The sequence below is a fragment of the Stenotrophomonas sp. 28608_Sma genome, from assembly GCF_056486185.1.
In genome coordinates this window covers 227,653-242,489 of the sequence record NZ_CM151308.1, presented here as the reverse complement: position 1 = coordinate 242,489, position 14,837 = coordinate 227,653, and the positions used below count along the sequence as shown (strand labels likewise).

The following is a 14,837-nucleotide window of genomic DNA, read 5'->3' as shown; positions in this document are numbered from 1 at the left end:
TGGTCCGGCATGAGTTCTCAATGCGAGGTCGAAGGAATCGACCGGCTCATGTCCTCGCTCCCGTTCCTGGTGGACGTGGCGCGGTTTCCTGCCGGCCGTCTGGCCCGGCAACGCTGACCATGGAGAGGCGCATGCATCATCCCCCCAAGCTATGTTGGACCCTGCCGTTGCGGCCTCTGCGCGCATTCGCGGCGTGCCTGCTCGTCTCTCTTTCCGCTGCCGCCTGCAGCGCCGCCGATCCGGCCCCCTCGTCCTCCCAGCCCGGCGCCCCTGCGCAGGCTGCCAATGCGCCCCGACAGGATGTTGCCCCGATGCAGACCCCCACCCCCGATGCCGCCGCCACCCCGCCCGACGCGCCGACCGTGATGTATTTCACCTACCAGGTGGACGGCGATGGCGCGACCTCCTATGAGGTCCAGAACGGCAGCGTGGCGACCTTCTGGTTCGGCCACACCTTCACTCTCGATGGCACCACGTACTACACGGGGTTCTCCTGGGATACCCGCGAGCACTACGGCAAGCCGGGCGAGCAGACGCCGGCCGGTCCGGATGACCGCGCCAACCTTGCCGAGGCCACCTTCGTGCTGGCCGGCACCGACGCCAGGAAGCCATGGAAGTTCCGTGGCCAGGAATGGACCATCGGCGCACTGGGCGCGTACGACAAGGCCGACGATGTCGATACCCGGCGCAAGCCGCTTGAACATCGCACGGCCGATGGTCGCCTGCTGCTGGCGGTGCCGACCAGCAGCTTCGACCGCGGCATCAGCAGCACCGGCTATGCGCTGCTGCTGTTCAACCCCAGGCGCAGCGAAGACGACGTGGACAGCAAGGTCTGGCGCTATGTCGGTTCAGTGCGCACGGGTGAGGACAACAGTGCCGCCTGCGACGACGGCAACGTGATGCCCTGCACCGACAGCGATGGCGAACTGGCCTTCGCTGCCGACGGCAACGGCCTGCCGCGACTGACCGTGACCTTCAAGGGCACCACCATCGAAGGCCCCGGCAAGACCCGCGCACTGGGTGCCGGCGACGCCGTGCACTACACCTTCGACAGCGCGACCCAGCAGTACGTCGCGCCCTGATAGCACCCGCCACGCGCGGGTTCCCTGTTGACCGACATGTTCTTGACTCACGGATGAGTCCGGTTGGCGATTCGCGGCACGCGCCGCTCCATCAACCCCGAGGAAAACGTCATGGCACAGCATGACTACAGCAGAAAGGAAGTCCTGGACATCGTCGAGCAGGTCGCCAGGCAGAAGGGCATCCCTGTGGATGACTTCATGCGCTTCGCGCACATCGAGACCGGCGGCACCTTCAACGAGCGCGCCCACAACACCTCATCCGGCGCCAAGGGCCTGTTCCAGTTCGTGCCCGGCTCCGCGCGCCAGTACCACCTGACCGGCCACGAGTTCGACCCCACCCGCAACACCGAAGCGGCCGCACAGATGTACCAGGACAACCTGGACTCGATGGCGCGCCGCAACGAGCGCACCGGCAACCCGTACCTGTCCGGGGGCAACACGCCCACCGGACTGGACCTGTACCTGGCCCACCAGCAGGGCAGCGCCGGCTACGGCTCGGTGCAGACTGCCATTGCCACCGGCACCTTCGGTGTGGTCCGCAACAGCCACGGCGACGAGATCAACATGCGCCGCAACGTGCTGAACCAGATCGGCTCCGACGCGAAGGCGCTGACCGGCCACACCCTGGCCGAGATGCGCGGGATGAACGACGGCGACCTGGCGCGGACGTTCTCCAGCTATTACATCCACAAGTACGCAGCGATCAGCATTCCGGAAAAGAACATCGAACCGCAGGCGGTAGTGCAGGGCCAGGGCCAGACCCCGGCAGCACCTGCGCAGGCCAGCGCAGCCGTGGCGGCGGGTGCAGCCACGCTGGCGGCAACCGCAACGGCAGCTGCCACACCGAAGCCAGGCATTGAACTGCAGGCCGCCTACGAGGCCGGCGTGAAGTACGACGACGTCAAGTACGCCATCAACATTCCGGGCCACGCACTGTACGTACCGGGCAAGACCGGCAAGAACGTGGAGCAGGGTTACATCGACTGTTCCGGCTGGGTCGGCACGCTGCAGAACCGGACCATGGACGAGATCAACCAGAAGGCCGGGCACGCGGTGTTCAGCAAGGCTGATCGCATCGACCTGGGCAACCTCGGTTCCGGTGGCATCGTGCGCAAGGCGTTCGACCAGTCCGGCGTGCTGCTGGACCGCGACGCGATCCTGAAGCCCGATGCGCTGAAGGAAGGCATGATCATCGGCCTGGATACGGCCAAGACCCGCCATGAGCACTGGAACGGCATCGACCACATCGTGATGGTGGTGCGCGACCCCAACACCGACAAGCTGCTGATCAGCCAGTCCACCGGCAGCAAGGGCGTGCACACCATGCCGGTGGAGGACTACCTCAAGCAGGTGAAGGACCACCCGAACTGGAAGCTGTACGCCTCCGATCCGCTGTCCAAGGCCCGCGACCTGCTGGAAAACCGCACCCAGTCCCACGAGCAGACCCAGGGCAAGCCTGCGGCCGAGCACAAGGCCGCTGCCACGCCGCACGCCGAACTGTACAAGCCGGGCGCGCACAGCGAGGGCGTGCGCAAGGTGCAGGAGCAGCTGGGCCACCTGGGCTACGTCGGCGCCGACGGCAAGCCGCTGGTCGAAGATGGCCGCTTCGGCCGCAACACCGACGCGGCAGTGCGCCAGCTGCAGAAGGACAACGGCCTGGTGGTCGACGGCATTGTCGGGGCGAAGACCCTGGAGGCAATCAAGGACGCACGCGAACGGCCGTTGCTGAACGACGAGCGGCACCCGCGCAATCCGTTGTTCATCCAGGCCAGCAAGGGTCTGGAACTGCTGCCGGCCGGGACCTTCAAGGACCGCCACACGCTGGAAAGCGCTGCTGCGGCTTTGACCAAGGAGGCGCATGCCGCCGGCCTGCAGCGCATCGACTCGGTGGTGCCCAGCCCGAACGGTGAGCGCCTGTTCGCCGTGCAGGGCACCATCGGCGACCCCGCCGCCAGCCGCGTGGCGGTGGAGACCCGTGCCGCCAGCGAGCAGAGCCTGGCGCTCAGCAGCGGTGCCGTGCAGGGCGCGCCGAACGTGCTGCATCAGCAGCAGGACGCCCAGCAGGAGCAGGCCCGGCAGGCCCAGAAGGCGATGGGCGTCTAAGCCCGCGGCACCTTGGGAGAGAAGGGAGGGCCACGTTCGCGTGGCCCTTTCCCTTTCTGCCAGCTGAGCGGCCGGGGCCGCTTTCAGCCTTGCTTCATGCCGCCTGCCGCTAGATGAATGCGCAAGCCGCACGGTGGACCAGGCAATGTTCCGGCAATGTTGGAACGCCAGCGTGGACATCACGGCAGCCGGGGCGCCCCGCGCCCTCCCTGCCCAGCGTGGCATGCACCTCACAGGAGAACGAACATGCTCAGTACTTCCGCACTCAGCTTCCGCGGTCTGGCGATGGCTCTGGCACTGGTGGCCGGTGTGGCCGTGGTCAGCGATGCCAGCGCGATGTCGAGGAAGGACAAGCGCACCCTGGTCGGCGCCGTGGTCGGTGGCGTGGCCGGCAACCTGCTCTCCAACGGTGATCCCGCTGCCACTGTCGGCGGTGCCGTGGCTGGCGGCGCGATCGGCAACCTGACCACCTCCGACCGCCGCGACCGTCGTTACTACGACAATCGCCGTTACGACGACCGCTACGATCGCCGTTACGACCGTGGCTACTACCGCAGCGGCTACTACGACCGCGGTGACGACCGTCGCTGGCAGCGCGAGCGCTACTACGACAACCGCTACTACCACGACCGCGGTCGCCATCGCGGCTGGTAAGCAGCGCGGCATCCCCCATGCCGATGCACGGACGGGCGGGTCGATGACCCGCCCGTTTGCGTTGGCCGCGGCCATGGCGTTGAATGCGCAGCCTTGGATGTGATTTTCCCCACTGGGGCTGCGGCATGACTTCTTCTTTCCACCGGGTGCAGGGCCTCAACAACGACGAGGTCGCTGCCGACTGGCCGCCGATCAGCACCGCAGACCTCGCGTGGCTGCGCCGGCGCTTTCCGCAGCTGGATGCGGACAGCCATCCGCACTGGCACAGCCCGCGGCCACTCTCGGCCGCTGCCATCGTCAATGGCAGGGGCGGCGCGGTGTTCATCAAGCGCCACCACCACAGTGTGCGCAGTGCGGCCTGCCTGGAAGAAGAACACCACTTCATCGCCCATCTCGCTGCCGCCGGCGTACCGGTGGTGCAGTTGCTTGCGGCAGCCGATGGCCACACCGCAGTCGAGCACGGCGAATGGACCTTCGAGCTGCATGCCGTGGGCGTGGGCGAGGACCTGTACCGCGATGCCGTGTCGTGGTCGTTGCTGACCGATGTCGCGCAGGCCCGCGAAGCCGGCCGCATGCTGGCCCGGTTGCACCGTGCCGCCGCCAGCTATCACGCGCCACAGCGCAGTACCCATCTGCTGGTCGCGCGCGACGATCTGATCCGCGCCGACGATCCCATCGCCGCGATCAAAGCCGAACTGCCCACACGACCGGGGCTGGCCCGCTATCTCGCGCGCATTCCGTGGGAAGCACAGCTGCAGCGCGACGTGCTGCCTTGGCACACGGGCCTGGCCGAGCGCCTGCGCGACGAGCCACGGCTGTGGGCGCACAACGACTGGCATGTCTCCAACCTGCTGTGGCGCGACGGGCAGGTCAGCACCGTGCTGGATTTCGGCCTGGCTTCGCCCACCAGCGCACTGTTTGACCTCGCCACCGCGATCGAGCGCAACGCAGTGGCGTGGCTGGAACTGGAGCGCGGCATGGAGGCGGTGCGCATCGACATCGCACTGGCGTTGCTCGACGGCTACCGCGAGGTGCTGCCGCTGTCGGCGGCACGCGTGCAGCTGCTGGCCGACCTGCTGCCGATGGTCCATTTCGACTTCGCACTGTCCGAAGTGGAGTACTTCGAAGGCATCACTGGCTCCACCGCAAACGCGGATGTGGCGTGGCAGCCGTTCATGCTGGGGCATCCGGCGTGGTTCCACAGCGCGCCGGGACAGGCACTGCTGCAGGCGTTGCACGCGGCAGCCTGAAGGGCACCGGCTCGCAAATCCGTACCATTTGTAGTGAAATGGTCACCTGAAGCGGGGGTGCCTGGATCTGCCAGGCTGAGAGAGTCCCTTGGAACCTGATCCGGTTTGCACCGGCGTAGGGAGCTTTGAGCCGCAGCCACACCCCCGTCATGGGCCGGTGCACCTGCGCGCCGTCGCTTCGTCTCCCTTGTTGTCCGAAGACGAACCGAATGAACCGCTGCCTGCGCCCCACTCTGCTCTCCCTCGCCCTCTGCGCCGCGCTGCCGCTGCACGCCAGCGAGGCCGAGGCGTCCCCCGATGCGGCTGCCACCGGCGCCGAGCGCTCGCCCACCGAACTGGCGGCGGTACGCGTGCAGGCCGGCAAACCGAAGGCCGATACCTCACGCGTGAACGCCTTCGGTGGTGGGTCCTGGAAGGACACCCCGGCCTCGGTGAACGTGCTCGAGCGCGACTATCTCGACCGCCGGCAGGTGCGTTCGCTGTCCGAGCTGGCCAGCAACGATGCCTCGCTGGGCGATGCGTATGCGCCGGTGGGTTACTACCAGAACATCGCCATCCGTGGCTTCGCCCTGGACGCCGCCACCGGCTACCGCTTCAACGGCCTGTCCATCGCCGGCGAACAGCGCTTGGCGCTGGAGAACGTGCAGTCGGTGGAGATCCTCAAGGGTGAAGCCGGCCTGGCCGCAGGCGTGATGGCGCCCGGCGGGATCATCAACTACATCGGCAAGCGCCCGGCCGAAGTGCGCACCGCCACGCTCGGTACCGACTCGGAAGGCTCGCGCTACGTCGCCGTCGATGTCGGCCACTGGATCACCCCGCGTTTCGGCCTGCGCCTGAATGCCGCATGGGATTCCAGCAATTCCTACGTCGAGCACGCCGATGGCCGTCGCAACTTCTACTCGCTGGCCGCCGACTGGCTGATTGGCGAACGCGGCAAGCTGGAAGTGGATGCCAACTACCAGACCAGCTCGCAGCGTTCGGTGTCCGGCTACCAGCTGCTGGGCGCGCGTGAGCTGCCGCACGGCGTGGATCGCGAATTCCTGCTCGGCTACCAGCCGTGGCAGCGCCCGGTGGATATCGCCAGCACCAACATCACCGCGTTGCACACCTACGACTTCAACGATGCCTGGCAGTCGCGCGTCTCGGTCGGCCACAGCCGCTCGGTGATCGATGACAACGTCGCCTTCGCCTACGGCTGCTACTACGCCACGCAGTGTGCCGATGGCAGCGTGCCGGGCAACTACTTCGCGCCCAATGGCGACTACGACGTCTACGACTACCGCAGCCCGGACGACACCCGCCGCAACCAGCAGGCCCGTGCCGAGCTGCGCGGCCGCTTCGAGACCGGCAGCGTCGGCCATGAGTTGACCATCGGTGCCGACTACTTCCGCCGCACGGTAGACAAGCGCCCGAGCGTCAACGAGTACGTCGGCACCAGCAACATCCACGACGCACAGGTGCCGGTGTTCGCGCCGTCGCCGAAGATGCCAGGGCCGTCCGCACGACGCCTGGACAGCCGCCAGACCGCGTTCTTCGCGCTGGACCGGATGAGCTTCGGAGACGAATGGCAGTGGCTGGCCGGCGGCCGCTTCGTGCGCCTGGACGAGCGTGCCTACGACAAGCGTGGTACCCCGCAGCGGCACAGCCGCCTGTCGCGTTTCCTGCCGCAGACCGCCGTGGTGTGGAAGGCCACCGATCAGCTCAACGCCTATGCCAGCTACGTGCGCGGCATCTCGCTGGGCCAGGAAGCGCCGTTCTGGACCAGCAACGCCGACACCTTCCTGCCGTCGGTGCAGTCGCGGCAGCTGGAAGTGGGCGTGAAGTACGTGCCGGTCGAGGCGCTGACGCTGGGCGCAGCCGTGTTCCGCATTTCGCAGCCGTACCAGTACGCCAGGCCGGACAACAGCGACGTCGGCTACACCTTCGTCGAGGAAGGCACGCAGACCCACACCGGCCTGGAGCTGACCGCCAACGGCCAGCTGACCGATGCGCTGCAGATCGTGGCCAGCGCCAGCGTGCTGCAGGCGCGCGCGCGCGACACCGGCACCCCGGCCTATGAAGGCCATCAGCTGGTGAACGTGCCGAAGGTGCGCGCCAGCGTGCACGTGGCCTACGCGCTGCCGTTCGTGCAGGGCCTGGATGTGACCGGTGGCTGGCGCTATGCAGGCGCCAACGTCGCCCGCGCCGATGGTGGTGTGCGCGCACCGGACTACTCGGTGTTCGATGCCGGCCTGCGCTTCCAGCATCGCCTGCACGAACGTGCGGTGACCTGGAACCTGTCGGTGGACAACGTGTTCAACCGCTTCTACTGGCGCGATACCGGTAGCAGCGGCGGTGACTACTACCTGTTCCCCGGCGCACCGCGACAGGCCCGCCTGTCGGTGACGTTCGCGCTGTGAGCGGCGTCATGCTCGAGTGGACCGCCGCGCTGTGCAGCATCCTCGGCGTCTGGCTGATGGCCAAGCGCCGGCTGGTGGCGTGGCCGGTCGGCCTGCTGTCGGTGACGCTGTACGGGCTGGTCTTCGCCGAGGCCAAGCTGTACTCGGACACCCTGCTGCAGGTCGCCTTCGGTGGCTTCCTGGTCTACGGCTGGCTCAACTGGCGGCAGCACGCAGCGGATGAGGGCAGCGTCCGCATCGTGCCACTGGCGCGCGGCAAGCTGCTGCGCGACCTGGCCATCGGCCTGTGCGGCGGCGTGGCGCTGGGTGCGGCCATGCACACCTTCACCGATGCCGCGCTGCCGTGGCTGGACGCGATGCTGACCGCGCTGAGCCTGGTCGGCCAGTGGTGGCAGGCGCGCCGCCACGTGGCCTGCTGGTGGGTGTGGATCGCGGTGGACGTGGTCTATGTGGGTGCGTACCTGTTCAAGTCGCTGCACGTGACCGCCGCGCTGTACGTGTTCTTCCTCGGCCTGGCCGTGTTCGGCCTGCGCGCGTGGAGCGCAGCCGCGCGTGAACCGCAGGTGGCAACGCAGTAGAGCCACGCCGTGCGTGGCCGGGGTTTACCGGTTGTCGCCAACCTTGGTTGGCACACGCCTGCCGACCAAGGTCGGCATCTACCCAACACATCCACGCAGGGCGTGGATCTACTGCACCCGCAAGATCAGTAGAGCCACGCCGTGCGTGGCTTGGGTTTACCGGTAGTCGCCAACCTTGGTTGGCGTGCGCCTGCCGACCAAGGTCGGCATCTACCAGGCGCATCCACGCAGGGCGTGGATCTACTGCACCCGCAAGATCAGTAGAGCCACGCCATGCGTGGCTTGGGGCTACCGGTAGTCGCCAACCTTGGTTGGCGTGCGCCTGCCGACCAAGGTCGGCATCTACCCAACACATCCACGCAGGGCGTGGATCTACTGCACCCGCAAGATCAGTAGAGCCACGCCATGCGTGGCCGGGGCCTACCGGTAGTCGCCAACCTTGGTTGGCGTGCGCGTGCCGACCAAGGTCGGCATCTACCAGGCGCATCCACGCATGGCGTGGATCTACTGGGTAAGCAGCAGGCCCAGCCGCAGCGGCTGGCGCATATCGGCCGGTGGCGCGGCCTGCAACGGCGCGGACTGCAATGTCGCGCGCAGGTCGGCGTCGACCTGGGCGTCGCCCAAACTGTCGAATTCGAGTTTCGAGATGCGGCCATCCGCAGCGATCCACACGCTCACCGGCAACGGCGTCGGTGCATCAGGGTGTGCCTGCAGCCATTCCAGCACGCGCTGCGCCTGCGGGTTCTGCTCCTGCTGCAGGCGCTGCTGCAACTGGCCGCCCACGGCGGCGGCATAGGCCATCCAGTGTGCGGGAGCCTCCTGCGCGGACACCGCGGCGCTCCCCAGTGCGAGCGCACCGAACAGCGCGGCCAACGGCCGCCACCAGCGGCGTGCGCCGGTTGTGTTCCTTGCCATCGCCATCGCCCGCCCCTGCGCTCTCATCCAACGTCTGATGGTCGGCGCGGTAGATGACAGGCAGATGGCGGGCGGCGCTGCCCGGCGCGATCAATCGCCGAGGTCGGCCAGCACCTTGCGCGAGGGCGCGAAGAAGGTCACGCCGGTGGTGGCGGTGGAGAAGTCGAGGATGCGGTCATGCAGCGGCGCGGGATTGCCGATGAACATGCGCTCGAGCATCGTCTCGATTACCCACAGGCGGCGCGTATAGCCGATGAAGTAGGTGCCGTACTCGCCGCGGCCCGGATTGGCGAACGGCATGTTGTCGCGCAGGATCTCGTGCTCGCCGTCGGCGTCTTCGATGGTGCACAGGGTTTTGTGCGATTTCTGCGCATCGGCCGGTGCATCGTCCAGCTCGATGTTGTCGTGCTTGGTACGGCCGATGATCGCTTCCTGCGCCTCGGTCTTCTGCGCGCGCCAGGCATCAAGATTGTGCAGGTACTTCTGCACCACGACGTAGCTGCCACCGGCATGCTCCGGATCTTCATCGCCCACGATGGTGGCTTCCGGCAACGACAGCCCTTCCGGATTGGCGGTGCCGTCGACGAAGTCGAGCAGGTCACGGCCATCGAAATAACGGAAGCCGGCCACATCATCGACCGTTTCCACCGCGTCGCCGAACGCCATCAGCAGGTTGCGCTCGAATGCCACGATCAGGTCCATGGTGCGCGCACGGATGTGGTACAGCAGGTCACCCGGCGTGGACACCGCGGTGTGAGTCGCGCCCTTGATCTCGCGGAACGGCTTCAGTTCACGCGGCGGCGTGGTGCCCACCAACGGCTGCCACACGCGGTGACCAATGGCCACATTGCAGGTGAAGGTGCGCTCGATTTCACGGATGGCGGTGTTCTTGATCAGGTCATCGGTGCTGGCCAGCACCTCGCGTGCCTTGGCGATCGACGCCTCGTCATCCTTCACTTTCAGCACCAGGAACGCCGCCGAATGGGTGAGCGGCGCGGTGATCTGCTGCGGCTCGTTGTCGAGCGTGTGGTTGAGGGCGGTGATCGGTGCGGGCTGGGAGTTCACGGCGGTTCCTGCTGGCTTGAGGCGGGCGCATCGCGTGTGGCGATGTGCGGGCGATCATAGCGGAACCGCCTGACCGGGGACGGAGCGGTTCTCGTTCCGTCCACCGGCGAAGGTACGAAGACCTCAATCCATATCACTCCAGACCGCCAGCTCGTAGCCATCCAGATCGCGGAAGTGGAAGCGGCGGCCACCGGGGAAGGCGAATACCGCCTGCACCACCTCGCCACCGGCGGCAATCACGCGCTGCTGGGCGTCGGCAAGGTCCGCGCAGTAGAGAATCACCAGCGGGCCGCCCTGCGCACGTACCGGTGTGTCGGACACGAAGCCGCCTTTCAGGCGGCCGTCGTCGAACTCGGTGTAGGCCGGGCCGTAGTCCGTGAATTTCCAGCCGAATACCTCGCCGTAGAAGCGCTTGCTGCGGGCGATGTCGGCGACGTTGAATTCGATGTTGTCGATGCGGCGCTCGGCATCGCGGGGTACGGCGTGGCTCATGGCGTAACTCCTGGGTGGGAGCCCCAGCTTCGATCAGCGCGGCACTGCGGTCTTGAACAAAACGGCCATCATCGGCCCCATTCCAGGCGCAGCTGCCGTGCGGTCATGCTGGCAAGCTCGCGCGCCTCACGGCTGAGGTGGGCCTGGTCGGCATAGCCGGCATCAGCGGCCAGCATCGCCAACGAGTGCTGCGGCAGCGCGCGGCTATGGCGAAGAAAGCGTTGCAGGCGCAGGATGCGCTCCAGCGTCTTGGCGCCGTAGCCGAACTGCGACTGGCTGAAACGCCGCAGGCTGCGCGGGCTCAGGCCCAGGTGCGCCGCCAGCGTATCCAGCGTGGCGTGACCCCCGGCGAGCGCCTGGAACAGGACATGTGCACGCTGCGCCGGGGTGTCGAGTGCGGCCGCGCCCATATGCTGCTGCAGGCAGTACGCCATCCGCTGCAGGCGCTGCGCAGGCACGGTGTCACCGATGGAAGCCGCAGCTTTCTTCGCCCACGTGCCCTTCAGGTCGGCCAGTGGCACCGCCTGGCCGATGATCCCGGCCAAGGGCAGGCCGAGCGCGGCCAATGCCTGGCCGGGACGGAAGCGTGCGCCCAGCACCTGCGCACCGGGTGCCAGCGCTGGGTGCGCGGCCACGCGGTCCGGGCCGACGACGAACAGCGCACCGTCGCGCCAGAGGATATCCACGCAGCCATCGGGCAATACGGTGATGTGCCCATCGGCATCGGCAGGAAGCTGGCTCTGCCACAGCTGGCCGAAGTGGCCGCGCAGCGGCGCAGGCGCCAGATGCTCCTGGTAGGTCGTGCCGGTGCCTGCAAGAGAGGAAGGGTCGCCCATGCCGCATTGTGGCGCCACGGGGCCCATAAAAGTGAAGCCCGGCGCGAGGCCGGGCTTCGGTTGGCGTGTGGGAGAGAGAGAGAGAGTCACACGCCAGCACAACACGCACTAACGACAGGCGTTTGTTACCAGGTGAAGCGCGGGCCCACGAACCACTCGCGGTCGCCGGCCTTGGCCAGCTTCACTTCGCCACTCAGGCCCCAGTTCTGGTTGAACTTGGCGGTGGCGCCGACACGGCCATAGAACTCGCCGTCCGGGTTGATGCCGTGCTTCTTGCTGAAATCTTCGTAGCCGGCCATCACGTAGCCTTCCACGTACGGGTTGAACGCGGTGCGCACGCCCACTTCGGTGGAGTAGCCGTTGAAGTCCAGGCCGCGCTTCTCGTCGTACTTCTGGTACGCAACACGGGCCACCAGGTCGGTGTTCGGTGCGATGCCGTAGTTGTAGCCGACACCCAGGCGCCACTGGTCGACGTCATTCTTGAACTTGTCGGTTTCCTGGGCGCTGTAGTCGCCAAAGACGTGGAAGTTCGGGTGCACCGCAACGGAACCCTTCACCTTCCAGCCATCGGCGTCGCCGCCCTTGGCATCGGTGTTCACGTAGCCGCCTTCAACGTAGTTGTACGACAGGCCATCGGTTGCCGATGCAGCGAACGGCAGAGCAGCCAGAAGACCCAGGGCAAGCAGCGAATTCTTGTTCATCGGGACACACCTTTAATTATTTTGGTTTCGTCGACCGCCTCCCGGGAGGGGGAGAGAGAGGAGGCGGTCGACAGGTGTGAATTATCCGTTAGGGGGTCTAATCAACCCTGAATATTGAACTGACTGGTGTATAAATAAGGCTGGCGTTCAGGGAACTCCGCATGGCATTGTAGCCACGTGCCCATAGTTGGGCACTTGAACGCCAACTATGGGAACACATCGGCGTCCCAACTATGGGAACACTCTCGGGCACCGACTAGGGGTACGCCCCGAGTAGCCTGGGCGAGCGGCACTGAGACCAAGAAGATCTAGGCGTGAATAGCCCTGAGGCTCACTCAGACCTTCCGCTCAGATCGCCGGCAAGGCCGCCGACGCGCAGCGAGCCAGCAGGCCCACCCGACAAAGAAGACGGCAAAAGAAGCGATAAACAAGCCGACGATCAGGATATCTCGATCAATTGCGTTCATGTCCTCGCCACCGTTTGAGGTGATTTTCTTGACTATCTGATGATATCGAAATTGGTTTGGCTCTGCGAACGACCTCAAGCACCTCGGCCCATTGCTTTTGAGAGATGGCGGCGATGCAGACGAATCCGTCAACCAAATCAATCAATGTGCTGCCCTCAACACTGCGCAGCATGCAAGGATCTCTCTTCGTCTGCCCGATAGAGCGCCGCCAACTAGAATCTGGCAATCGTGGTGGAACATTGGACACAATTCTAGCCAGCTACCCCTGCTGCGCAGTTGTCCTACTCCGTCAGACTGAAGGGAGCGCATCTTCTCTCCAGCTCCTAGGTCACTCCAATTCCATTCCGCCTCCTGCTACGGTAGCGGGTACGGAGAATTCGCCGAACGAAATCGGCTGAGCATTGACTTCGTCGCAAATGGAAATGAAAAATTTCTAGGGGGGATACATGCATATAAAGAAGATCACGCTACATCGCTTTAAGCAGTTTCGGGACACAGAGATAGAGATTGATCAAGGCCTTTCGCTTGTTGTTGGAGGAAACAACTCCGGCAAGTCCTCGATTCTGCAAGCTCTCGCTATCTGGCAGTTCTGCAAGACTATGCTAGAGATCGAGAAAGGGCGATCCAGCTGGCTGCAAACCAAGAACAAAACTGGCCTGGGCATGGGTATTGCGGATTTCACGCCGATGCAAATTCCATCGCTCAGCCATCTCTGGACCAATCTGAAGACTAGCAAGGACGACGAGCCCGACGGCTATACACTGAAGATTGGCGTCTATTGGGACCTGCCCGACAAACAGGAGCGGCACTTGGAGATAGGTCTGTCACAGGCCAATGATCGTCTCTTTGTGCGAACCACTTCAACGAATCTGGTAGCTGCTGAGATCGTCAACGCAAAGGGCGAGCCGATCGATGGCAACGTCCCGCGAGTGGGATATCTACCGCCATTCGCTGGCATCACTGATCGTGAAGGCAGACTGACTCCTGCCATGAGAGAACGTCTGATAGGCCAAGGCCTATCGGGTGGAGTCATTCGCAACGTCCTATTCGATCTGCACGAACACAACAGGAGGGAACGTGAACGCCTGCGTGGAAACAGCAGAAAGTTGAAGGATTCCTCGCTGAAATGGCTGCGCTCGAACGACCCTTGGGAGATCCTGCTACGCACGATGCAGTCCATCTTTGCCACTGATTTGAGGGTCGTTCCTTTCAACGAGAGATTTCACAGCTACCTTCGTGTAGAGAGCGCCAAGGGTGAACTGAAGGGTGACACATTCAAGCGACACCCCAAATACACTCCAAGAGACCTTATGGTGGAGGGAAGTGGCTTCCTCCAATGGCTGAGCGTGTACGCCCTCGCACTCTCACCCGATGTCGACGTCGTTCTTCTCGATGAGCCGGATGCACATCTGAACGCGACCCTGCAGAGGGAGCTGCTTATGTCCCTCGGGCACGTTGCAAGCCTCCGCAACAAGCAAGTACTGATGGCCACACACTCTCCTGAACTGATTCGCTTTTACGATCATGGGAAAATTCTGGCTGTCGCAGAAAGAAAGGCAAAGTACCTCCAAGAGGAAGTGGGCAAAGTCAAGGTTCTTGGCGGGATTGGGACGATCCAGACCCCTACCCTGCACTCCTTGATGGAGCACAGACGTATGCTGATCTTGGAAGCCGAGAGCGATTGGCGCTTCCTCCAGCTAATCGCTAAACAAGCAAACTTTGCGTGGCCCAAGAACGTTGTCCCTTGGTACTGGACGGGATCTGCCGGCGAGAGGCAGCAACTCTACCTCCAGCTGTTGGCGGAGATTCCTGGTCTTCGGGCAATCAGCATTCGGGATCGCGACGATGAGCCACATGCGACGGTCGGTAATGATCTTATCGACAAGTCTTTCACTTCCAAACAACCCCATTTCAAAGCCATGAAATGGCGGCGTAGGCACATTGAGAACCATCTCCTCTGCACGAGCGCCATAGCTCGCGCAGCTGGATCACCTCAAGGCGATGTCACCGCCTTCTTCGCCGAGCACGCTCTTGTTATCCCTGCTGATCCAACAGCTAGCGATATCGCACTACCAATCCGTGATGCGCATGGGAAAGAAATATTCATAAGCGGAAACTCCGTTCTTAAAAAATTCCGCGTAAGCAGAGAAGACGTCGCCAGGAATCTAACCTATGGAGAGGTACCCCAAGATATGCATACCTTCTTTGCCGAATTGAGTCAGCTTGCACAGCCCTGAATCCACGCGTCAGCTCAACGTATGCATATAGGTTAGAAGGGGAAGGATGGTCCGGCCC

General features: G+C 64.5%; 13 protein-coding genes and 1 riboswitch. Of the genes, 7 read left to right on the top strand and 6 right to left on the bottom strand.

Going from position 1 to position 14,837, the window contains the following annotated elements; genetic code table 11:
• Nucleotides 1–311 precede the first annotated feature (311 nt).
• The 6 genes from ACZLHH_RS01055 (at nucleotide 312) to pnuC (ending at nucleotide 8,066) form a co-directional block, all read left to right on the top strand.
• Entirely contained in the window at nucleotides 312–1,082 is a 771-nt protein-coding gene (locus ACZLHH_RS01055; RefSeq protein WP_049398613.1) for a hypothetical protein, read from the top strand.
• 111 nt (nucleotides 1,083–1,193) lie between these two features.
• Nucleotides 1,194–3,185 (top strand): XVIPCD domain-containing protein, encoded by a 1,992-nt coding sequence (locus ACZLHH_RS01050; RefSeq protein WP_107431630.1) that lies wholly within the window; start codon nucleotides 1,194–1,196, stop codon nucleotides 3,183–3,185.
• 246 nt (nucleotides 3,186–3,431) lie between these two features.
• The gene (locus ACZLHH_RS01045; RefSeq protein ID WP_005411889.1) at nucleotides 3,432–3,839 is read left to right on the top strand and encodes a glycine zipper 2TM domain-containing protein; all 408 of its coding nucleotides are present in this window, start codon (nucleotides 3,432–3,434) and stop codon (nucleotides 3,837–3,839) included.
• Nucleotides 3,840–3,964: 125 nt separating this feature from the next.
• Nucleotides 3,965–5,089, top strand: coding sequence for a phosphotransferase enzyme family protein (locus tag ACZLHH_RS01040; RefSeq protein ID WP_132808762.1), 1,125 nt, complete (start codon nucleotides 3,965–3,967; stop codon nucleotides 5,087–5,089).
• A gap of 43 nt (nucleotides 5,090–5,132) precedes the next feature.
• A riboswitch (TPP riboswitch) is annotated at nucleotides 5,133–5,228 on the top strand.
• A 70-nt stretch (nucleotides 5,229–5,298) separates the two neighbouring features.
• A complete protein-coding gene (locus ACZLHH_RS01035; RefSeq protein ID WP_180844581.1) occupies nucleotides 5,299–7,488 on the top strand; it encodes a TonB-dependent siderophore receptor in 2,190 nt (729 codons plus the stop codon).
• A gap of 8 nt (nucleotides 7,489–7,496) precedes the next feature.
• On the top strand, nucleotides 7,497–8,066 hold the full coding sequence (gene pnuC, locus ACZLHH_RS01030; protein ID WP_012509709.1) for a nicotinamide riboside transporter PnuC: 570 nt from the start codon (nucleotides 7,497–7,499) through the stop codon (nucleotides 8,064–8,066).
• A 504-nt stretch (nucleotides 8,067–8,570) separates the two neighbouring features.
• Here pnuC and ACZLHH_RS01025 read toward each other — a convergent pair.
• From ACZLHH_RS01025 to ACZLHH_RS01000, 6 genes are all read right to left on the bottom strand, one after another.
• Nucleotides 8,571–8,987 carry a hypothetical protein gene (locus ACZLHH_RS01025; protein ID WP_071228800.1) on the bottom strand — a complete coding sequence of 139 codons (417 nt, stop codon included), beginning with the start codon at nucleotides 8,985–8,987 and terminating at the stop codon, nucleotides 8,571–8,573.
• Between the two features lie 84 nt (nucleotides 8,988–9,071).
• The gene (locus ACZLHH_RS01020) at nucleotides 9,072–10,046 is read right to left on the bottom strand and encodes a Dyp-type peroxidase (protein ID WP_180844580.1); all 975 of its coding nucleotides are present in this window, start codon (nucleotides 10,044–10,046) and stop codon (nucleotides 9,072–9,074) included.
• Between the two features lie 123 nt (nucleotides 10,047–10,169).
• On the bottom strand, nucleotides 10,170–10,538 hold the full coding sequence (locus ACZLHH_RS01015) for a VOC family protein (RefSeq protein ID WP_180844579.1): 369 nt from the start codon (nucleotides 10,536–10,538) through the stop codon (nucleotides 10,170–10,172).
• Between the two features lie 68 nt (nucleotides 10,539–10,606).
• Entirely contained in the window at nucleotides 10,607–11,374 is a 768-nt protein-coding gene (locus tag ACZLHH_RS01010; RefSeq protein WP_180844578.1) for a helix-turn-helix transcriptional regulator, read from the bottom strand.
• Nucleotides 11,375–11,499: 125 nt separating this feature from the next.
• Nucleotides 11,500–12,075 (bottom strand): OmpO family porin, encoded by a 576-nt coding sequence (locus tag ACZLHH_RS01005; protein ID WP_043034956.1) that lies wholly within the window; start codon nucleotides 12,073–12,075, stop codon nucleotides 11,500–11,502.
• A 453-nt stretch (nucleotides 12,076–12,528) separates the two neighbouring features.
• Entirely contained in the window at nucleotides 12,529–12,714 is a 186-nt protein-coding gene (locus tag ACZLHH_RS01000) for a hypothetical protein (RefSeq protein WP_197655310.1), read from the bottom strand.
• Nucleotides 12,715–12,988: 274 nt separating this feature from the next.
• Here ACZLHH_RS01000 and ACZLHH_RS00995 point away from each other — a divergent pair, with 274 nt between their 5' ends.
• The gene (locus ACZLHH_RS00995; protein ID WP_014645525.1) at nucleotides 12,989–14,779 is read left to right on the top strand and encodes an ATP-dependent nuclease; all 1,791 of its coding nucleotides are present in this window, start codon (nucleotides 12,989–12,991) and stop codon (nucleotides 14,777–14,779) included.
• Nucleotides 14,780–14,837: the final 58 nt, after the last annotated feature.